The sequence below is a fragment of the Rhodocyclus tenuis genome (genome assembly GCF_014197755.1).
GTDB lineage: Bacteria > Pseudomonadota > Gammaproteobacteria > Burkholderiales > Rhodocyclaceae > Rhodocyclus > Rhodocyclus tenuis.
This window is the reverse complement of the sequence record NZ_JACIGE010000007.1, coordinates 200,904-220,826: the sequence shown is the minus strand read 5'-3', so window position 1 is coordinate 220,826 and position 19,923 is coordinate 200,904. Positions and strand designations below refer to the sequence as shown.

Annotated in this window: 15 protein-coding genes; 5 read left to right on the top strand and 10 right to left on the bottom strand. The window is 67.2% G+C overall.

The annotated features are described in order from the left end of the window. On the top strand, positions 1-690 hold a 690-nt coding region (locus GGD90_RS11115), incomplete at its 5' end, for a cation:proton antiporter domain-containing protein (RefSeq protein ID WP_184415119.1). Positions 691-743: 53 nt separating this feature from the next. On the opposite strand, the gene GGD90_RS11110 is transcribed toward GGD90_RS11115, so the two are convergent. Both GGD90_RS11110 and GGD90_RS11105 read right to left on the bottom strand, forming a co-directional pair. Beyond that, on the bottom strand, positions 744-2,354 hold the full coding sequence (locus tag GGD90_RS11110) for a methyl-accepting chemotaxis protein (protein WP_153116818.1): 1,611 nt from the start codon (positions 2,352-2,354) through the stop codon (positions 744-746). A 13-nt stretch (positions 2,355-2,367) separates the two neighbouring features. Then, positions 2,368-2,664 (bottom strand): hypothetical protein, encoded by a 297-nt coding sequence (locus tag GGD90_RS11105; RefSeq protein ID WP_153116817.1) that lies wholly within the window; start codon positions 2,662-2,664, stop codon positions 2,368-2,370. On the opposite strand from GGD90_RS11105, the gene GGD90_RS11100 reads away from it, so the two are divergent. Together GGD90_RS11100 and GGD90_RS11095 are read left to right on the top strand one after the other, a co-directional pair. Beyond that, a complete protein-coding gene (locus GGD90_RS11100) occupies positions 2,648-3,562 on the top strand; it encodes an NAD(P)-dependent oxidoreductase (protein ID WP_153116816.1) in 915 nt (304 codons plus the stop codon). The genes GGD90_RS11105 and GGD90_RS11100 overlap by 17 nt on opposite strands. Then, positions 3,559-4,083, top strand: coding sequence for an LEA/WHy family protein (locus GGD90_RS11095; protein ID WP_153116815.1), 525 nt, complete (start codon positions 3,559-3,561; stop codon positions 4,081-4,083). Before GGD90_RS11100 ends, GGD90_RS11095 begins: the two co-directional genes overlap by 4 nt. A gap of 27 nt (positions 4,084-4,110) precedes the next feature. Here the strand turns inward: GGD90_RS11095 and GGD90_RS11090 are convergent, their stop codons facing one another. The 4 genes from GGD90_RS11090 to mtnA form a co-directional block, all read right to left on the bottom strand. Further along, entirely contained in the window at positions 4,111-5,061 is a 951-nt protein-coding gene (locus GGD90_RS11090; RefSeq protein WP_153116814.1) for a ZIP family metal transporter, read from the bottom strand. 97 nt (positions 5,062-5,158) lie between these two features. After that, positions 5,159-6,814: an NAD(P)/FAD-dependent oxidoreductase gene (locus GGD90_RS11085; protein WP_153116813.1), complete on the bottom strand. Its 1,656-nt coding sequence runs from the start codon at positions 6,812-6,814 to the stop codon at positions 5,159-5,161. 141 nt (positions 6,815-6,955) lie between these two features. After that, positions 6,956-7,609 carry a class II aldolase/adducin family protein gene (locus GGD90_RS11080; RefSeq protein ID WP_153116812.1) on the bottom strand — a complete coding sequence of 218 codons (654 nt, stop codon included), beginning with the start codon at positions 7,607-7,609 and terminating at the stop codon, positions 6,956-6,958. Next, positions 7,602-8,687 (bottom strand): S-methyl-5-thioribose-1-phosphate isomerase, encoded by a 1,086-nt coding sequence (mtnA, locus tag GGD90_RS11075; protein WP_153116811.1) that lies wholly within the window; start codon positions 8,685-8,687, stop codon positions 7,602-7,604. The genes GGD90_RS11080 and mtnA overlap by 8 nt, the downstream gene beginning before the upstream one ends. A gap of 380 nt (positions 8,688-9,067) precedes the next feature. Between mtnA and GGD90_RS11070 the strand changes: the two genes are divergently transcribed. Next, positions 9,068-11,581, top strand: a complete 2,514-nt coding sequence (locus tag GGD90_RS11070) for an EAL domain-containing protein (RefSeq protein WP_184415117.1) — start codon at positions 9,068-9,070, stop codon at positions 11,579-11,581. A gap of 56 nt (positions 11,582-11,637) precedes the next feature. Here GGD90_RS11070 and GGD90_RS11065 read toward each other — a convergent pair whose 3' ends face one another. After that, entirely contained in the window at positions 11,638-12,189 is a 552-nt protein-coding gene (locus GGD90_RS11065) for an NADPH-dependent FMN reductase (RefSeq protein ID WP_153116809.1), read from the bottom strand. Positions 12,190-12,312: 123 nt separating this feature from the next. Further along, positions 12,313-13,134, bottom strand: a complete 822-nt coding sequence (locus GGD90_RS11060; RefSeq protein WP_153116808.1) for an alpha/beta fold hydrolase — start codon at positions 13,132-13,134, stop codon at positions 12,313-12,315. A gap of 444 nt (positions 13,135-13,578) precedes the next feature. Between GGD90_RS11060 and GGD90_RS11055 the strand changes: the two genes are divergently transcribed. After that, positions 13,579-14,763 carry a methionine aminotransferase gene (locus GGD90_RS11055; protein ID WP_153116807.1) on the top strand — a complete coding sequence of 395 codons (1,185 nt, stop codon included), beginning with the start codon at positions 13,579-13,581 and terminating at the stop codon, positions 14,761-14,763. Between the two features lie 43 nt (positions 14,764-14,806). On the opposite strand, the gene GGD90_RS11050 is transcribed toward GGD90_RS11055, so the two are convergent. Both GGD90_RS11050 and glnE read right to left on the bottom strand, forming a co-directional pair. After that, a complete protein-coding gene (locus GGD90_RS11050) occupies positions 14,807-16,969 on the bottom strand; it encodes a hypothetical protein (RefSeq protein WP_153116806.1) in 2,163 nt (720 codons plus the stop codon). Positions 16,970-17,056: 87 nt separating this feature from the next. Continuing rightward, positions 17,057-19,816, bottom strand: a complete 2,760-nt coding sequence (gene glnE / locus GGD90_RS11045) for a bifunctional [glutamate--ammonia ligase]-adenylyl-L-tyrosine phosphorylase/[glutamate--ammonia-ligase] adenylyltransferase (protein ID WP_153116805.1) — start codon at positions 19,814-19,816, stop codon at positions 17,057-17,059. Positions 19,817-19,923: the final 107 nt, after the last annotated feature.

Genomic DNA, 19,923 nt, shown 5'->3' with positions numbered 1-19,923 from the left:
GATTCGCTGACGGCGCTGGCCGGCGGCCTGTTCAGCGCCGACAACATGCTGCTGCTCGGCAAGCAGTTCGCCTTCGGTACGGTTGCCGGCCTGATTGGCTGGGGTGCGATGGTCGGCTACGAGCGCTACAAGTCGCGCGACGCTGAGCACGATGTCGGCGAAACCGCCTACGACTTCGCGCTGGTGCTGGCGATTCCGCTGCTCACCTTCCTGCTGGCGCAGGCGATCCACGGCAACGGCTTCCTCGCGGCTTTCGTCGCTGGTCTGCTCGCCAACTACAACCATGGCAAGGAGTACTTCCACAGCACCTTGCGCACGATGGAAGTGAAGATCGAGAGCGTCGCCAAGCCGACGATCTTCATGATGGTCGGTCCTTTCGTCGCGCTCGGCGACCTGTGGCAAACCGCCCTGCTCGGGCTGATCGTGTCGCTCGCCTTCATTCTCGTCGCGCGGCCGCTGGCGGTGATGCTGAGCATGCTGCCGACGAAGGTGACGCTGAAGGAGCGGCTGTTCCTCAGCGTCGTGCGCGAAACCGGCGTCATCCCGGTGGTGCTGGCGGTGATCACCGTCGCCCAGTTCCCGGAACTGAAACTCTTGATGCCGCTGACGGCGTGGGTGGTGATCTGGACGCTGACCCTGCTGCCAGCCATCACCCCATGGTGGGCGAGGAAACTCGGCGTCGTGCAGTAGGCATTTTTCGGCTGGCAGGCGCGTGAATCCGCGTCTGCCAGCCGCCGCGTCACTCAGATCCGGTACCTGGCTACGATTTCCGTCAGTTCGCGCGCCATCGCCGCGAGTTCTTCCGCCGTGTCCGAGGTGGCTTGCGCCGCCGCACTGTTCTCGTCGGTCATCTGCGCGATGCGCTCGACCTGCTTGGCGATTTCCTGACTCGCCGTGCCTTGTTCGCGGATGGCGCTGGTGATTTCGCTGACCACCTCGACCGTATTGCGCGAGCCGGTGCCGATCTCGCGCATCGCTTCGCTGGCCTGGCCGGCGTAACCGACGCCTTGCTGCACGGCGCCCTCGACGCTCTGGATGCTGCCGACCGCGGCCTGCGAGCCGGAGACCATCTGCTGGATGGTATCGGCGATCTCCTGCGTCGACAGGCCGGTGCGTTCGGCAAGCTTTCTGACCTCGTCGGCGACGACGGCGAAGCCGCGGCCCTGTTCGCCGGCACGCGCCGCTTCGATGGCGGCGTTGAGCGCCAGCAGGTTGGTCTGGTCGGCGATTTCGCGGATCGTCGACACGATGGCGCTGATCTTCTCGCTCTGGCTTTCCAGCTGGGTGAGCTGATCGGAAGCGGTGCGCACGCTGTCGGCGATGCCGTTGATCGCGCCGACCGTATTGTTGATCACCTTCTCGCCGTCGCTGGCGAGCTTGCCGGCCTCGGTGGCGAGGCGGTTCGAGTCGTCGGCGCGGTCGGCGACATGGTTCACGCTCACCGTCATTTCTTCGACGGCGGCCGCCATGCTCGACGCCGATTCGCTCTGCTGGCGCGAAGCCATTGACATTTCGCGTGATGCCGTTGACACGCGTTCGGTGGCGGTGCCGAGCGCCGTGGCCTGCTGCGCGATCTGGCGGAAACTCTGCTGCAACCTTTCCGCCAGTGCGTTGAACGCGTTTGCCACCCTGGCGATTTCGTCCTTGCCGCCGGCGGGCAGGCGAACGGTGAAGTCGAGATCCTTTTCGATGCGCGTAAAGCTGTTGACCATCTCGACGAGCGAGCGCGAAACCTGTCGCTGCGTCTGGAAGCCGAGCCCGCCGAGCAGTGCGAGCAAAAGCAGGACGCTGACGGCGAGCAGCAGGCGCGCTTGGTCGTAGGCGGCCTCGGCCAATTTGGCGTTTACATCGGCCAGTTGCTCGTTGTATTCCATGTGCGCGGTGAATGACTTGACCATGTCGTCGATGGTGTCGCGCGCTTCGGCGAGCAATTTCAGCGCGTCGTCACGCTGGCCAGCTTGCGCTGCCGCGAGTATTCGGTCGGCGTGGCCGATATAGGCATCGACCAGTCGAACCTCGTTCGCCAGCAGTTCGCGGTCCTTGTCGTCGGAAACCAGTTTCTCGTAGTCGCGCAGCGCTTCCTTCGCCGCTCCGCTTGTTTCCCGGAAACGGGTTTCGAAGACCCTACGCTTTTCCGCGTCGGTTTCGAGCAGGGAGGTGAGAAGTGGCGCGCGCGAACGGAGTATCCAGCGCTCAGCCTTGCTCAGGGTTATCAAGCTAGGCAGTGTGTTTTCGTCCATTTCGCGCACACTGTTATTGATGTTCGCCATCTGGTACAAGCTGAAGCCACCGATCGATAGCGCGCCGAGCAGGCCGATAACGATCAGCAGGGTGATGCGAGCCGCGATGCTCATGTTGCCTCCTTTGTCAGTCACTTTTACTTCGCTCTCTGCAGCATTTCATGCAGCAGGGCTGGCGGCTGCCGCTTGTCCACGCGACCCCGGCTTTTTCTGGCGACGATCGATTTTTATCATGTGCCACTTTTGGCGACTTTGCTCGGTCATTTATTTCGGCAAATAGTTCCTTTCCGTCATGAATTCCGATCGTCAGTCCTGAGGAATATCCGGTCGCTCTTTGCGCGCTGGCAGGCTTGTGCTGCAATGGCAAGCCGCCGCCGGCCGGCAGCATCTTGCAAGGGAGAAAACGCATGAAAATCGCCTTCATCGGGCTTGGCATCATGGGCCGGCCGATGGCCCTGAACCTGCTGCGTGGCGGGCACGAACTCATCGTCTGGGCGCGTCGCGCCGAATCGATGCGGCCGCTGCTCGACGTCGGCGCGCAGGCCGCCGACAGTCCGGCGGCGGCGGCCACCGACGCCGATCTGGTGATCTCGATGGTCGCCGATGCGCCCGATGTCGAAGAGGTGATGCTCGGTGCCAAGGGTGTCGTCGATGCGCTGCCTTTGCGCGATGCCGACGCGGCGCCGCTGGTCGCCGTCGACATGAGCACCATCGCGCCGGCCGCGGCACGCAGCATCGCGGCGCGCCTCGGCGAGCGCGGCATCGCCTTCCTCGATGCGCCGGTGTCGGGTGGCGAGGTCGGCGCCATCGCCGGCAGCCTGTCGATCATGGTCGGCGGCGACGTTGCGGCGTTTGCCCGCGCGCAGCCGGCGCTGGCCTGTCTCGGCAGTCGCGTGCTGCACATCGGCGCCTCGGGTGCCGGACAGGTGACCAAGGCGGCGAATCAGATTCTCACTGGCGTCGGCGTTCTTGCCGTTGCCGAGGCGCTCAACTTCGCCGCGTGCAGCGGTGTCGACGCCGGCCGCGTGCGCGAGGCGCTGCTCGGCGGTTTTGCCGCTTCGCGCATTCTCGAAAACCACGGCCAGCGCATGCTCGAGCGCAAGTTTGCTCCGGGCTTCAAGGCATGGATGCACCAGAAGGACCTCAACATCGTCCTGCAGAGCGCGCACCAGCTGGGCGTCTACACGCCGCTGTCGGCGGCGACGGCGCAGCTGTTCAACGCGCTGGTCGGCAACGGGCAGGGTGACGACGATTCGATCGCCGTGCTCAAGCTGCTCGAGTCCTTGTCGGGCGCTGCCGGAGCTGTCGGAGACGCAGCGTGAGCGCCCCCGCCGGCAAACGTACTGCGCTGGTGCGGGCTACGGCGTGGCTGGCGATGCTTGTCGCGGCGGTCACGCTCGCCGCCTGCGCCGGCATCGGCGTGCCGACGAAACCGCCCGAGGTTTCCTTTGCCGGCATCGAATGGCAGCATGGAAATCTCGCCGAGCAGCATTTCGCGCTCAAGCTGCGCGTGGACAACCCGAACGCGCAGGCGCTGCCGCTGCAGGAAGTCGTCATCGATCTGGAACTTGCCGGCCAGCGTTTCGCAAGCGGTCGTTCGACCGTGCCGCTGAGCGTTCCGGCCAAGGGCGATGCGACCCTCGTCGTCGACGTCAGCAGCGACTTGCGCGCGGTGCTGCGCCTCGTCCGTGAGGCACGGCGCGACGGGCGGCAGCTGATCGATTACCGGATCCGCGGCGAGGTCGAGGTCGACGGTTTCGGCCGTCACCCCTTCGAGCGCAGCGGCGCCGTCCCCGCCGAGCGCATCGAGAAGCGCTTGCTGCGAGCGGCGCCAGCGCAGTAGCCGCCGGCCGCGTCAGCGCTGCTCGCCTCAGGCGAGCGCGGTGTCGAGCAGCATCATCAGGGCAAAACCGCCAATCAGCGCGCTGCCGGTGTGGCGGCCATTTTCGCGCAGCGCCTGCGGCAGCAATTCGAGGCAGATCACGCGCAGCATCGCGCCGGCGGCGAGCGCCAGACCCCAGGGCAGCGCCGCGTCGGAAATGCCGACGGCAGCGGCACCGGCGAGCGCGGCCACAGGCTCGACCAGGCCGCTGCCGGCTCCGGCGGCGAAGGCGAGCGCCGGCCGCGTGCCAATGCTGGCCAGCGCCAGCGCGACGGCGAGCCCTTCGGGGACGTCCTGGATGGCGATTCCCCAGGCCAGCGCACTACCGCCAACGGCGTCGGCGGTGGCGCTGACACCGACAGCGAGACCTTCCGGCAGATTGTGCAAGGTCACCGCCAGAACGAAGAGCAGCACGCTGCGCCGTGCCGCCTGTGCGTTTGCGGCGGCCTCGGCGTTGGCTGCCTGTTGCGGCATCTCGTCGGGCAGCAGCCGGCCGAGCAGGGCGATGCCAGCGGCGCCGGCGAGCAGACCAACAGCCACGGCCAGCGCCGCCAGCGGCCGGCTGCCCCACAGCGTTTCGGCGCTGGCCAGCGCCGGCAGCAGCAGCGAGAAGCAGGTGGCGGCGAGCATCACGCCGGCGGCCAGCGCCAGCAGCGTTCCCTGCGCTTGCGGCGCGACGCGGCGGGCGAACAGGACCGGTAGCGCGCCGGCTGCCGTCGCCGCAGCGCCGAGCAGCCCACCGAGCAAGGCCGGGCCGGCGTGCAGCGCGTCGATGGCAGCTGCCGTTGCGGCGAGCAGCGACGGCAGCGTTTGCGTGGCGAACACCAGCGCGCCGGCAAGGACGAGCAGCAGGCCAAACTGGCGGCGCAGGCGATTCAGGCGATCGGCCGAGCCCGCTGCGGGGCTGCCGAGCAATTGCGTAGCGAGATAGGTGGACATGAGCGGCTCCCCGGCGGTGCCATGACGATGTCCGGATCTTGCCGCCTGCCGCGTTATTTGCCCAATTGATCGTTTAAACCGATCGAATAGTCATCGGCTATGACTGGCCGCCGGCCTCGGCGGCGAGCAGGTCAAGCGCCAGCGCCTCGGCGATGCGGATGCCGTCGACGCCGGCCGAGAGGATGCCGCCAGCGTAGCCGGCGCCTTCTCCGCCCGGATAGAGGCCGCGCACGTTGACGCTCTGCAGGTCGTCGCCGCGCGGCATGCGTAGCGGCGACGAGGTGCGCGTCTCGACGCCGGTGAGTACCGCGTCGGGCAGCGAAAAGCCCTTGATCTGCTTTTCGAAGGCGGGAATCGCCTCACGCAGCGCAGCGATCGCCCAGTCGGGCAGCGCCGTCGACAGGTCGGTCGGACGCACGCCGGGCTTGTACGAGGGAACGACCTCGCCGAGTTGCGTCGATGGCCGACCGGCGAGAAAGTCGCCGACGCGCTGCGCCGGCGCTTCGTAGTTGCCGCCGCCGAGTTCGAAGGCGCGCGCTTCCAGCCGTCGCTGGAAAGCGATGCCGGCGAGCGGATCGCCGGGTTCGCCGCCGAAGTCTGCGGGCGAGACATTGACGACGATGCCGGCGTTGGCATTGCGCTCGTTGCGCGAGTACTGGCTCATGCCGTTGGTGACGACGCAACCGGGTTCCGAGGTGGCGGCGACGACGGTGCCGCCGGGACACATGCAGAAGCTATACACCGTGCGCCCGTTGCTGGCGTGATGCACCAGCTTGTAGTCGGCGGCGCCGAGACGCGTGTCGCCGGCGTGACGGCCGTAGCGTGCGCGGTCGATCAGCGACTGCGGATGCTCGATGCGAAAGCCGACCGAGAAGGGCTTCGCCTCCATGGCGACGCCGGCTTCGTGCAGCATGGCGAAGGTGTCGCGCGCGCTGTGGCCGAGCGCGAGAACGACATGGTGGCTCTCGATTTCCTCGCCGCTGGCCAGCCGCACGCCACGCAGGCGGCGCATTCCCGGCTGTGCCGGATCGTCTTGGAGCAGCAAGTCGGCAACGCGTTGTTCGAAGCGGATTTCGCCGCCGAGCGCCTCGATTTCGTGGCGCATCGTCTCGACCATCGAGACCAGGCGGAATGTGCCGATGTGCGGTTTGGCGAGCGTCAGGATCTCGGCCGGCGCGCCGGCCTTGACGAATTCGGTGAGCACCTTGCGTCCGTGGTGCTGCGGGTCGCGGATCTGGCTGTACAGCTTGCCGTCGGAGAAGGTGCCGGCGCCGCCTTCGCCGAACTGCACGTTCGATTCCGGGTTGAGCGTGTTCTTCCGCCACAGTCCCCAGGTGTCCTGCGTGCGTTCACGCACTGCGCGGCCGCGTTCGACGACGATCGGCCGCAAGCCCATCTGCGCCAGCACCAGCGCCGCGAAAATGCCGCAGGGGCCGAAGCCGACGATCAACGGCCGCGGCGTTTTCAGGCCACCAGCCGGCGCCTGCGCGACGAAGCGGTAAGTCATGTCGGGTGCCGCCGAGACATGCGGATCAGCGGCAAAGCGCTGCAGCAGTTCGGCTTCGCGCTTGACCTCGACGTCGACGGCGTAGATGAAGCTCGGTGCGCCGACACGACGTGCGTCGACGCTCTGACGGAAGATCGTGAAGCGGCTGATGTCCTTGCCGGGTACTTTCAGGCGCGTGGCAATCGCTGCCGGCAAGGCTTCGGGCGGGTGGTCGATCGGCAGGCGGAGTTCGGTGATGCGCAGCATGGTGGCCTCGGGCGGCAGCGGGTCGGCAGGGCGCCGTGTCGGACAGGGCGGAACGGAGTGACTGTTACGGGTTTGGCACGACGGTGCAGGCACTACGGGCTGGGCACTACGGCTTGGGCGTACGCAGCGTGCACCAGCGCGCTATTGCTGGCCGTAGCCGGCGAACTTCTGCAGCACGACGGCCATTTCGTTGGCGTCGAGCAGCACCGGCTGGCCGAGCTGGCTGGCGCGCCAGTATTGCTCGCACAGCGCCTCGAGTTCGACAGCGAGCGCCACTGCGCGCGCAAGGTCGGCGCCGAAGAGCAGCATGCCGTGGTTGGCGAGCAGGCAGGCCGAACGGCCGGCGAGTGCGACGAGCGCCGCGTCCGACAGCGCCTGCGTGCCGAAGGTGGCGTAGGCCGAGCAGCGCACCGTATCACCACCGAAGCGCGCGATCATGTAATGGAAGGGCGGAATGTCGCGGCGCAGGCAGGCGAGGCTGACGGCGAAAGGCGAATGCGTGTGCACGATAGCGCCGGCTTCCGGCCGTGCGGCGTATACGTCGCGGTGGAAGCGCCATTCCGACGAGGGCTTGCGCCGCCCGCGCGGGCGAGCGGCGTCGCCGTCGTCGAGCGCGAGGAAGACGATGTCTTCGGGCACGAGCGTCGCGTAGTCCATTCCGGTCGGCGTGATCAGGTAGCCGTCGACGCCATCCTCGACGCAGCGCACACTGAGGTTGCCGGCGGTGCCCTTGTTCAGCCCGGCGGCGGTGAGCGCCTGCGCGCTCTTGATCAGCTGCCGGCGCAAATCAGCCACGGCGCTCTTCCGGGTAGAGCGAGAGCAGGCCGTCGGTGCTTGCCGGCGCGCTGCCGCGCTCAGAGATGATCGCCGCGACCAGATTGGCGCGGGTAACGTCGAAGGCCGGATTGGCAACGGCTTCGCTCGCCGGCAGCTGGCGTACGGCGGCGGGCTGGCCGGCGTCGTCGCGGCCATGCACGACGCGTACTTCGTCGCCTTCGCGTTCCTCGATCGGAATGTCGGCGCCGCTGGCGCAGGCAAAGTCGATGGTCGAGCGTGGCGCGGCGACGAAGAAGGGAACGTCGGCGGCGTAGGCGGCGAGCGCCTTCAGGTAGGTGCCGACTTTGTTGGCGACGTCGCCGTTGGCGGCAATGCGGTCGGCGCCGACGATCACCGCATCGACCTCGCCGCGCGCCAGCAGCAAGCCGGCGGCGTTGTCGGCGATGACGGTGTGCGGCACGCCGTGCTGTGCCAGTTCCCAGGCGGTGAGCAGGCCCTGGTTGCGCGGCCGCGTTTCCGAGACCCACACATGCACCGGAATGCCGGCGTCGAAAGCGGCGTAAATTGGCGCCAGCGCCGTGCCGTGATCGACCGTCGCCAGCCAGCCGGCGTTGCAGTGCGTCATCAGCTGCAGGCGGCCGCGACGGCCGGCGAGCGGACGCAGCAGCGCCAGCCCGTGCGTGCCGATGGCGCGGCATTGCGCGACGTCTTCTTCGGCGATGGCGGCGGCTTCGGCCCAGGCGGCGTCGGCGCGCTGCGCTTCCGGCAGCGGCGCCAGATGCGCTGCGATGCGTGCCAGCGCCCAGTGCAGATTCACCGCCGTCGGCCGCGTCGCGGCGAGCGTGGCGACCGCCTGCCTGAGCGTTGCGTCGTCGGCATGCACCGTCAGCGCCAGCGCGACGCCGTAGGCGGCGGTGACGCCGATCAGCGGCGCGCCGCGCACCTGCATGCTGCGGATGGCGTGCGCCGCTTCAGCCAGCGACGCCAGCCGCAGCCAGCGGAAATCGTGCGGCAACGCGGTCTGGTCGATGATGTCGACGGCCCGCGCTGCAGGCGCGGGGCGAATGGTGCGGGTGGGGGTGCCATTGACGTTCATGGGGCAACATTCTACCAGCGGCCCGGCGCAGGCGTCGCGCACAGGGCAGGGAGCTTTGCGCCGACTGACGAGTTTGTCACACATGGCGCGAGCATCTTCTTGCCTTGCTCGTGAGCGACACTGATACTTGCGGCTGATGGCAAGGGCGATAGTGGCGGGCGACCTGCGTATCGGCAAGGGAACGTATTCGACGCCGGCGCTTCCTATCTACCGAGCGAAGCGTTTCGCCCAAGCCCGGCACCCCCGCATGCACAGTGCCTGACCCGGACGTCCGGTTATTACGGTCCTTCTCAACCGACATGCTTCTTTCGCTTCGCATCCTGCGCTGGCTGCTTTTGACAGCCACTTTTTGCGCCTGGCCGGTCTGGGCCGCGGCGCCGGTGACGTCCATCCGCGTCGTCCTCGACGACAACTATCCGCCCTACGTCTTCCGCGACGCCAACGGGCAGGTGCAGGGCATCCTCAGGGATTACTGGAAGCTGTGGGAACAGCGTACCGGCATCGCCGTCGATTTCGCGGCGATGGACTGGAACAAGGCGCAGGCGATGATGGCCAACGGCGAGGCCGACGTCATCGACACCCTGTTTGAAACCGAGGAGCGGAAAAAGCTTTTCGATTTCTCGGCGGCTTACGCCAGGATCGAGGTGGCGATCTATTTCCATCAGAGCATCGGCGGCATCACCGACGCCGAGTCGCTCAAGGGCTTTGCCGTTGCCGCCAAGGACGGTGACGCCTGCATCGAGTATCTGCGCGCGCGCGGCGTCAAGGATTTCCGTCTCTATCCGAGTTATGAAGCGGAAATCAAGGCCGCCGGGCAGCACGAGGTGCGCATTCTTTGTGTCGACCGGCCGCCGGCCGAGTACTTCTTTGCGCGCGAAGGCACTGCCGAAGAGTTTCGCCGCTCGCCGCCGCTTTATGCCGGCGAGTTCCATCGCGCGGTGCGCAAGGGCAACAGCGAGCTGTTGCGCATCGTCGAGGACGGTTTTGCGCGCATCACGCCGGAAGAGCGCGAGGAGATCGACCAGCGCTGGTTCGGTGAGAGGCTGCATTACGGCGCGTGGCAGCGTGCCGCGCGCTACGGCGGCTATCTGGCGCTGTTCGCGCTGCTGGCGTTCTCGGCGCTGGTCGTCTGGAACTGGTCCTTGCGCCGTCGTGTCGGTGCGCGTACCGAAGAGCTTTCGCTGACGCTGAATTCCTTGCGTGAGACCGAAGCGCGCTTCCGCAAGCTGTTCGAGCAGGCCAACGACGCCATTTACATCCTGCGCGGCACGACGGTACTCGACTGCAATCAGTGCGCCGAAACGCTGCAGGGATTGCCGCGCGAACGCATCGTCGGCCAGACGCCGGCGTCGGCGTCGCCGCCCGTCCAGCCGAACGGGCGCTCCTCCGAGGAGCTGATGCACGAGGTCGTGACCAACGCACAATCCGGTCAGCCGGTGCTGTTCGACTGGCGCTATCTGCGCCCCGACGGCAGCTTTGTCGATGCCGAGGTCAGTCTCAGTCTGCTCGACATTGGCGGCGAGACCTGCCTGCAGGCGATCGTTCGTGACATCACCGAGCGCAAGCTGGCCGAGGCCGAGATCGAGCGGCTCGCCTACTTCGACACGCTGACGCAACTGCCCAACCGGCGTCTGCTGCAGGACCGCCTGCGTCAGGCGCTGGCGGCGAGCAAACGCCGGCATGCGATGGGCGCCCTGCTGTTCATCGACCTCGACAACTTCAAGACGCTCAACGACACGCGCGGGCACGATGTCGGCGACTGCCTGCTCAAGGAAGTCGGGCACAGGCTGCGCAAGTGTGTGCGCGCCGAGGATTTCATCGCCCGCCTGGGCGGCGACGAGTTTGTCGTCCTGCTCGAAGACCTGCGTCAGCTGCCGCACGAAGCCGCCTTCGATGCCGAAATGGTCGCGCAGAAGATCGTCGAGTCGCTCCGGCAGCCGTTCCTGCTCGATGCCTACGAGCATCACTCCAGCGCCAGCGTTGGCCTTTACCTGTTTTCCGGGGCGCCCGAAGAAAGCTCGGAGGAAATCCTCAAGCGTGCCGACGCGGCGATGTATCAGGCCAAGACCAGCGGCCGCAATACCCTGTGTTTCTTCGATCCGGCGATGCAGCAGAGTCTGGAAACACGGGCGGCACTCGAGGCCGAACTGCGCCGTGCACTGCCACAGCGGCAGTTCTTCCTCGCTTTTCAGGCCAAGGTCGACAGCGAGCGGCGCGTTGTTGGCGCCGAGGCCTTGCTGCGCTGGCAGCATCCCGAACGTGGCCTGATCACGCCGGGGCAGTTCATCCCGGTGGCCGAGGAATGCGGTCTGATCGTCGCCATCGGCAACTGGGTGCTCGAATCGGCCTGTGTGCAGCTGCGCGAATGGAATTCGCTGCCCGGCTGGGAGAACTTCCGGCTGGCGGTGAATGTCAGCGGACGGCAGTTCCGCCAGCCCGATTTTGTCGCTGCGGTGTGCAACATCGTGCGCAATTCCGGCGTCGACGCGAGGCAATTGACGCTCGAACTGACCGAGAGCTCGGTGCTCGACAACGTTGCCGATTCGATCGAGAAGATGCATGCGCTGAAGACGCTCGGCATCGTCTTCTCGATGGACGATTTCGGTACCGGCTACTCGTCGCTCTCATACCTCAAGCGCCTGCCGCTCGACGAACTGAAGATCGATCAGTCCTTCGTGCGCGACATCAGCAGCGACGCCGGCGATGCGACGATCGTGCGCACGATCATCGCCATGGGGCAGAACCTCGGCTTGACCGCAGTCGCAGAAGGCGTCGAAAGCGAAAGCCAGCTGGAATTCCTGAAGAGGTACGGCTGCACGCTGTTCCAGGGCTACCTGTTCGGGCGTCCGCAGAGTGCCGCCGATTTTGTCGAGGCGCAACGGCAGCGCGAATAGCGTAGAGGCGCGGGCGATTACGCGTCAGCCGGGCGCTGCCCGGTCAGAACCGGAAATCAGGCTGCCTGCTTGATCACCCAGTCGAGGTAGCGATCCAGCCATTTCTGGACGAACTCCTTGCTCGCCGGGCCGATCTTGCCTTCTGCATCGAACAGTCCCTCTCCGGCGTGGACGAAGGCTTCCGGCTGGCCAAGTGTCGGCATGTCCAGGTAGGCCAGTATGTTGCGCAGGTGCTGCTGGGCCAGGGCCGTGCCGATCGCGCCGACCGAAACGCCGATGATTCCGGCTGGCTTGCCCTGCCAGACACTCTGTCCGTAGGGGCGCGAGCCATGATCGATGGCGTTCTTGAGTACGCCCGGAATTGAGCGGTTGTATTCGGGAGTGACGAACAGCACGCCGTGTGCCGCCGAAATTTCAGCTTTCAGGCGCTTGACCGATGCCGCCTGATTTTTGTCGTCATCCTGGTTGTAAAGCGGCAGGTCGCCGATCTGCACCCGTTTGAACGAAAACTCCGGCCTTGCCAGACGAACAAGGGCGTCGGCGAATTTACCGTTGAGGGATTCCTGACGCAGGCTGCCGACAATGACGGCAATCTGATAAGCGGCCATGGCACTCTCCAGAGGTGTGTGGGCGCGACGCCGAGCCGGCCCGTTTCGATAAATGTCGACGCAGTGATGGACAAGCGCCGCGCCGGCTTGTTCGTGAACTCGCGTCGCAGCGTCGTTCCCGTCTCAGGACTGCAGGAAAGTCAGAACGTCGGCGATCAAGCGCTCCTTGTGGCTGGCAAACAGCCCGTGCGGCGCGCCTTCGTATTCGATCAGTCGCGCGTGTGCAATGCGCTGCGCCGCCTTGCGGCTGGAGATGTCGATCGGCACCGTCTGGTCGGCGGTGCCGTGAATGATCAGCGTTGGCATCGTGAAAGAAGCCATGTCGGAACGAAAGTCGGTGCTGGAAAAGGCCTGCGCACAGGCCAGTGTCGGTAACAGTCCTGCCTGCATGGCCATGCTGCGCGCCCATTCCTCGACTTCGCTGCTGACGGCCTTGGAAAGCAGGCCGATGCCGAAGAACTCCTTGAAAAAGTCGGACCAGAAGCTGGCCCGGTCCTTCTTCAGGCTTTGCGCCGTAGCCTCAAACATCCCGGCATCAACACCGCCGAGGTTGTCAGCCGTTTTCAGCAGAAAAGGCAGGATCGACGCGATCAGCACTGCCTGCTTTATTCCCTTGCCGGAATGGCGCGAGAGGTAGCGTGCCACCTCGCCGCCGCCCATCGAAAAGCCGAGCAGCGTTGCGTTCACGGCGCCGGTGTGGGTGATCACCGCGCCAAGGTCGTCGGCGAGCGTGTCGTAGTCGTAACCTGCCGCAGGCTGGTCGGAGCGTCCAAAACCGCGACGGTCGTAACTGATCGCGCGCATGCCGGCGTCGGCGATGGCCAACGCAAGATCGTCAAAGCTGTCGGCCGAGAGCGGCCAGCCGTGGACCATGACCACCGGGCGTCCATGCCCCCAGTCCTTGACGTAGAGGCAGGTGCCGTCCTGCGTGACGATGCGGCTCATGGTGTTCCTTCCGGAAGGGCACAGCGATTGCGCGGGGGGCGTGGGCGCAAATCTATTTCCCGGGCGGCATCAGCGTCTGTACGCTTGCACACACACCGGCGTCCCGGGCCGGCGCCGGCATTCAGGCATGGCAGCGGCGCGTTCAGGGAATGTCGCGCTGGCCGGCTTTGCCGTTCTTGAGCCGCTGTCGCCTTGCCCGGATGAGAAAAATTCCCGTAAGCTTTGAGCGCCGCATGATGCCCTTGGCGACGGCCGCGCGGAGCAGCGCTGGCGATCCGGGCAGCTCCGCCAGCGTTGCCGGTCCTTGCGTGCCGCTGCGCAGTGCTGGACGCCTCGCTGCCCGCCGCGCTCGCCGGCTTATGTGATCAGTTCCTTGCGCAGTTCGCGCCACGCTGGCATGACGCGCGCCGTTTCATCAACGCCTACCGACGATCATTGTCAGCCATGAACCAGACTTCCGCAGCCTTCAGCATCGCCTCGCGCCCGCATCTCGAGAAGATCGGCACGACCATCTTCACGGTGATGTCGAAACTCGCCGCCGACTGCGGCGCGATCAACCTGGCGCAGGGTTTTCCCGACTTTCAGGCCGAACCGGCGCTGTTCGACGCCGCGCATCGCGCCATGCTCGCCGGCCGCAACCAGTATCCGCCGATGACCGGCATGCCGGAACTACGCCGCGCCATCGCCGACAAGGTGGCGACGCTGTACGGCACGCAACTCGATGCCGACGCCGAGATCACCGTCACCGCCGGCGCGACGCAGGCGATCTTCACCGCCATCGCCGCCTTCGTCGGTGCCGGCGACGAGGTGATCGTCTTCGAGCCGGTCTACGACAGCTACGCGCCGGCGATCGAGACGGTCGGCGGCAAGGTGGTCTACGCGCAGCTGGCGGCGCCGGATTTCCGCCCGGACTGGGCGCAGGTGGCGGCGCTGATCACGCCGCGCACGCGCCTCTTGATCATCAACTCGCCGCACAACCCGAGCGGTGCGCTGCTCGACGCCGCCGACCTCGATGCGCTGGCGGCGCTGCTGCGCGGCAGCGGCATCGTCGTCCTCGCCGACGAGGTATACGAGCACATGGTCTACGGCGGCGCCCGCCACGCCAGCGTCGTCGCGCATCGCGAGCTGGCGGCGCGCAGCGTCGTCGTTTCGTCCTTCGGCAAGACCTACCACATCACCGGCTGGAAGATCGGCTACGTGCTGGCGCCGCCGGCGCTCACCCGCGATTTTCGCAAGATCCACCAGTTCAACGTGTTCACGGTCAATACGCCGTGCCAGCTGGCGATTGCCGAGTACATGCAGGATCACTCGCGCCATCTCGGGCTGGCGGCGTTCTACGAAGCCAAGCGCGATTTTTTCCGCGCGCAGCTCGCCGCTTCGCGCTTCGAGCTGCTGCCTTGCCGCGGCAGCTACTTCCAGCTGGCGCGCTACGACGCCATTTCCGACCTGCCCGACGACGAGTTCGCCATCTGGCTGACGCGTGAGGCCGGCGTCGCGGCGATTCCGCTGTCGGCCTTTTATTCCGCCGGGAACGTGCCGGCAGCGCGCGCGGCGCGCATTGTGCGCTTCTGCTTCGCCAAGCAGGAGGCGACGCTCGCCGCCGCCGGCGAACGCCTGCGCCGCCTTTAGGTCTGCTGCCAGGCCCGCAGCGAGGCGAGGATCGAAGCGAGGATCAGCCGCCGCCGAACAGGCGCACCGCGAGCGCGGCAGCGATGGCGGCACCGATCAGCAGGAAGGCGTAGAAGCCCCACGGACTTTTCTGCTCGGCGTAAGGGTCGCTGAGCGAACGCTCGGCGCCGGCCGGCAGCTTCGCTACCTGCGTCAGCGAGCTGCCGAAGGGGATGTTGATGCGCGCGCGCGCATTGACCGCCCAGCCGTTGGCGTCGAGCAGCGGGCCGAGGTTGCGGTTGCGCAGGCGGAAGGCGGCGAGCGCGACCGCCGGGCCGGAGACGATCAGCAGCAGGCCGGCGATGGCGATCGGCATCTGCCACCAGGGCAGGCCGAGGAAGCCGGTGACCAGCGAGGCCAGCGCCGCGCCGATGGCGCCGATCGCCAGCCCGATGGCGGCGAAGATGCCGGCGAACTTGCCGGCGTCGAAGGGCGGCGGCTTCGGCGGCTCGGTCGCGCCCGGCGTCGTCACCTTGGTCTGCGCGGCGATCACCTGCGCTGCGGCGTTGTCGTCGACAGCCTTGGCGCGCGCGGCGGCGAACTTCTGCAGCGATTCGCCGATGAACTTGGCGACTTTCTTGTACGGCGACCAGAAGGCCTGACGCAGGCTGATCGGGTGGTCGACGATGCGCGTCACCGTCGCATCCCAGTCGCGCCCCTGGCGGTCGTAGAAGACGCCGTTGCGGCCGACGCTGAGCTGGTCGGAATCGCCGGCGGTGAAGGCGGCGGCGATGGTGCGCTTTTCGCTGCCGCGCACGCAATCGCAGTAGGCGAGGAAGATGCCCGACTGCGCGGCGAGCGCCGCGTGCTTGCCGGCGTCGAGCACCGGTACGCACAGCTCGCAGCTGCGTCCGTCGAGGTAGAGCGTGCCGCACTGGAAGATCGCCGGCTCGCGCCGCGTGTAGAAGCCGCGGAAGGCGACGAAGTTGTCGGCGAGCTTTGCCAGATCGCGAACGTAATGCACCAGCCGCTGCACGTCGGCGAGCGCCGCGCCCTCGTCGGCGCGCGCGAGGTCGGCGGCGATCAGCGCGGCGAGGCGCGCCTGGCCGTCGCCGGCAACGATGGCGCCCAGATGCTCGTCGCTGGCGTCGGCGAGCGCCGCGGCCAGCGCGGAGGCCGGCTTTTCCGCCTGCCACGCGGCGTAGGCGGCGAAGCGCGCCTGCAGCGCCAGCCAGTCAGCCTCGCTGAGTTCATTGCGCGCGCCGAGCAGAGGCGTGATCGCCTGCGCGGCGAGTGCGGCGAGCGGCGCCGCCCACGCCGGATTGACCGTGTCGACCAGCGGCAGCGGCCTGCCGGCTTCGATGCGGGCGAGCGGCAGCGCCGCCGCGTCGGCGTCGGCGGTGGCGAGCAGGCGCGAACCAAGCGCGAGAAAGTCGGCGTCGGAACCGTTGAGTGCGCCGGTTGCGCGCGCGTCGAAAGCCGCCAGCCGGCAGCGCGTGAAATAGTCGTCGATCTTGGCGCGAACGGCGGCCAGCGCCGCCGCAGCAGCGGCCGTATCGGCGCCGAGCGGCAACAGTTCGGGATCGGCCGTCGGTCGACCGCGCCAGGCGAGCAGCGCGCCGGCTTCGCCGTAGAAGGCGTCGAGCTGTTCCTGATTGATGCCGGTGTCGCCGCTGCAATCCGCGTTGCCGCCAGTGGCGGCGACGATCTCGCCGATCAGCGTTGTCGTGTCGGCATCGTCGCCGGCAGCGCGTGCGGTGATGACGCCGTCGCCGTTGCAGGCGTCCTGTGCGAACAGGCCGGCTGCCGCTGCGGCGTCTTCGACGCTGACGGCGGCGTCCGCCGCGTCGGCATCACGGCCGAGGCGAAGCAGCAGCGAGCGCGCCGCCGCCAGCAGGCGCCGGCCTTCGTCGTCACCCTTGCCGATCGCCGCCAGCGGCAACGGATGCACGCCCTTGCCGAACAGTTCGCTGTCGCCGAGGCGCGCGTTCGCCCAGGCAATCGCCGCGATCAGTTCGGGCGCGCGGATGCGGCCGTCGCTGTCGCTGTCGAGCAGCTTGAGCGTCGTTGCGTCGAATTCGAGGCCGCTGGTTGGGCAGGCCAGCGCCACCCACAGTTTCTGGTCGAGCGATGGCAGTGCGAGCAGGTCAGCCGTGCCATCGAGGCGAACCTGATCGAAACCGCCGGCACGAAAGAAACGCCAGTTATGGGAGGGTGCTTCGGCCATGTTTTTCTCCTGATCGGCCTGTCCCGGAAATTCCGCCGTTCCGGATTGGCGTGGTTGATGCCGTGAGTATAAATGCTGCGCGCGGGTTCATTCGTCGCCGAAAACCGCCCGCCATAAGGTGCGCACGGCTTCGATGCGGCGCAGCACGGCGCTGCGGTCGATGCGCGCCGCCGGCACGCCGTCGAGGCGCTTGGCGTGCTGCATGCGACGGAAATCGCGATAGGCATTCTGCACCGGCTCGGCGAGCTGGCCGGGAATCAGGCCGAGTTCGGCGGCGAGCCGCAGCAGCGCGATGTTGCCGATGTTGCGGCAGAGGTCGGGGTGCGCGTAAGCGTGGCCGAGGATCAGGTACTGGACGATGAACTCGACGTCGATGATGCCGCCCGGGTCCTGCTTGATGTCGAACTCGAATTCGCTCTGCGAGCCATGCGCGTCGAGCATGCGCTTGCGCATCGCCGGCACTTCGCTGCGCAGCGTTTCCGGGTCGCGCTGCTGACGCAGGATGTCGACGCGGATCGCCTCGAAACGCGCGCCGAGCGCCGGATCGCCGGCGCAGAAGCGGGCGCGCGTCAGCGCCTGGTGTTCCCAGATCCAGGCGTTATTCAACTCATAGTCGCGAAAGCCGGCGAGCGGGCTGACCAGCAGACCGGCGTCGCCGTTCGGACGCAGGCGCAGGTCGGTCTCGAAGAGGATTCCCGCCGGCGTGCGGCTCGACAGCCAGGTGCTCATGCGCTGCGCCAGTCGCGAGTAGATTTGCCCGGCTTCGGGCGCCTCGTCGTCGTGCAGGAAGACGAGGTCGAGGTCGGAACCGTAGCCAAGCTCCTTGCCGCCGAGCTTGCCGAAACCGATGACGGCAAACTGCGGCTGTTCGCGATGGCGTTTGGCGAGCTTGCCCCAGCACAGTTCGAGCGTCACCTGCAGCATGATGTCGGCGAGCTCGGAAAGGTGGTCGGAAATACGCTCGACGCTTTGCAGTCCGGCCAGGTCCTGCGCCAGCAGGCGGAATACCTGCACGTGATGCGCTTCGCGCAGCAGGTCCATCTCGCGTTCGGTGTCGCCGGCCGAATCGAGCAACTGCTGCTGCAGCTCCTCGCGGAAGCCGGTCCAGTCGGTGGCGAGTTCGTACAGGCGCGAATCGAGCAGTTCGTCGAGCAGGATCGGGTGTCGCGTCAGGTATTCGGCGGCCCACGACGAACTGCCGATCAGCTCGCCGACCTTCTGCAGCGCCTGCGGGTATTGCTGCAGCAGCGCCAGGTAGGCGCCGCGGCCGCTGATCGTTTCGAGGAAATCGAGTCCGCGCCGCCAGGTGGCGTCGGGCGCGCGCGTCGCCGCGGCGGCGGCGAGCAGGCGTGGGCCGAGTGAATCGAGACGTTCGCGGTTGCTCGCCGGCAGCTGCTGGTAGCGGCCGCTGCTGCGCAAGTGCTGCAGGCGTTGCTGTGCGCCCCTGGCGTCGCGGAAGCCGAGCGCGGTGAACTCCTCGAAGGCGGTTTCCTGGTCGCACTGCTCCTGCCACAAGCCGGTCAGCGCGTGCGCGGCTTCTTCGGGTTCGGAAAAGACCAGCTCGAAATGCCGGGCGACGCGCGCGCGATGGGCGTCGAGCACTGCGCTCAAGGCCGGCCAGTCGGCAAAGCCCATGGCGCGGGCGATCGCTGCGCGCTCGTCTTCGCCGGCCGGCAGGCGGTGCGTCTGCGCGTCGTCGACGTACTGCAGACGATGCTCGAGCCGGCGCAGGAAATCGTAAGCGAGCGCCAGCTCACGTTCGCCCTCGGGTGGCAACTGGCGACGCTGCGCCAGCGCCGACAGCGTCGCCAGCGTCGGCCGGATGCGCAGGCCGGAATCGCGGCCGCCGCGGATCAGCTGGAAAGCCTGCGCGATGAACTCGATTTCGCGGATGCCGCCGGGGCCGAGCTTGATGTGGTCGGCCATGTCACGTCGCGCCACTTCGCGGCGGATCTGCGCGTGCAGCTCGCGCATGGCGTTGATCGCCCCGAAGTCGAGGTACTTGCGGTAGATGAAGGGGCGGGCGATCTTCTCCAGTGCGAGCGCCCACTGCGGTTGCAGGTTGCAGCCTTCGTTGAGCACGCGCGCCTTGATCCAGGCGTAGCGCTCCCATTCGCGGCCTTGCGTGATGAAGTAGTTCTCCAGAGAATCGAGCGAACAGACCAGCGGCCCGGAGTCGCCGTTCGGGCGCAGGCGCATGTCGACGCGGAACACCTGGCCGTCGGCGGTGATTTCGCCGAGCGCTGCGATCAGGCGCTTGCCGAGGCGGTTGAAGAAATCGTAGGCGTCGATGACGCCGCTGCCGTCTTCCCGGCCGGCGGTGCTGCCTTCTTCGGGATAGACGAAGATGAAATCGACGTCGGACGAGACGTTCAGCTCGCGGCCGCCGAGCTTGCCCATGCCGATCACCAGCAGGCGCTGCGGCTCGCCGCGACTGTCGAGCGGCTCGCCGAAGCGTTCGGCGAGCGCGCGCTGCGCGTGCGCCAGCGCGAAGTTGAGCGTCGTTTCGGCGAGCAGGGTCATCGTCTCGACGACTTCGGCGAGCGGCGCCAGAGCGGCCAGATCGCGCACCAGCAGCGTCGCCATGACGCGCTGGCGCAGGCAGCGCAGCGCCTGTTGCTGGGTGATCTCGTCGGCGCTTTCAGCGGCGGCGAGAAAGGCGCGCATCTTCGCGCCGTCGATCGGTGTGCCGGCGTTTTCGCGCAGCCAGTCGCCGATTTCCGGGCGCGCCGCCAATAACTGGCGCAGCCAGCGGCTGAGCGCCAGTGCCGGTGTCCAGTCGATGGTGTCCGCGGGCAGCGGCGTGGCGGAGGCAGGTACGGCGTCGGACGGGCAGGGGGCGGTCATGGTGTTCTCGTCAGTCGGCGGGCATCGCCGGCAGTGGTGCCCGGCTGTGATGCTGCGGCGCGTTCCGGCCGATGCTTTACAATCGGAGGCTCGCGCAAGTTTTTCAT

Coding starts and splice junctions, on each gene's coding strand:
- GGD90_RS11110 (WP_153116818.1), bottom strand. CDS start 2,354: ATGAGCATCGCGGCTCGCATCACCCTGCTGATCGTTATCGGCCTGCTC.
- GGD90_RS11100 (WP_153116816.1), top strand. CDS start 2,648: ATGAAAATCGCCTTCATCGGGCTTGGCATCATGGGCCGGCCGATGGCC.
- GGD90_RS11105 (WP_153116817.1), bottom strand. CDS start 2,664: ATGAAGGCGATTTTCATGCGTTTTCTCCCTTGCAAGATGCTGCCGGCC.
- GGD90_RS11090 (WP_153116814.1), bottom strand. CDS start 5,061: ATGTCCACCTATCTCGCTACGCAATTGCTCGGCAGCCCCGCAGCGGGC.
- GGD90_RS11085 (WP_153116813.1), bottom strand. CDS start 6,814: ATGCTGCGCATCACCGAACTCCGCCTGCCGATCGACCACCCGCCCGAA.
- mtnA (WP_153116811.1), bottom strand. CDS start 8,687: ATGAACGTCAATGGCACCCCCACCCGCACCATTCGCCCCGCGCCTGCA.
- GGD90_RS11065 (WP_153116809.1), bottom strand. CDS start 12,189: ATGGCCGCTTATCAGATTGCCGTCATTGTCGGCAGCCTGCGTCAGGAA.
- GGD90_RS11060 (WP_153116808.1), bottom strand. CDS start 13,134: ATGAGCCGCATCGTCACGCAGGACGGCACCTGCCTCTACGTCAAGGAC.
- GGD90_RS11055 (WP_153116807.1), top strand. CDS start 13,579: ATGAACCAGACTTCCGCAGCCTTCAGCATCGCCTCGCGCCCGCATCTC.
- GGD90_RS11050 (WP_153116806.1), bottom strand. CDS start 16,969: ATGGCCGAAGCACCCTCCCATAACTGGCGTTTCTTTCGTGCCGGCGGT.
- glnE (WP_153116805.1), bottom strand. CDS start 19,816: ATGACCGCCCCCTGCCCGTCCGACGCCGTACCTGCCTCCGCCACGCCG.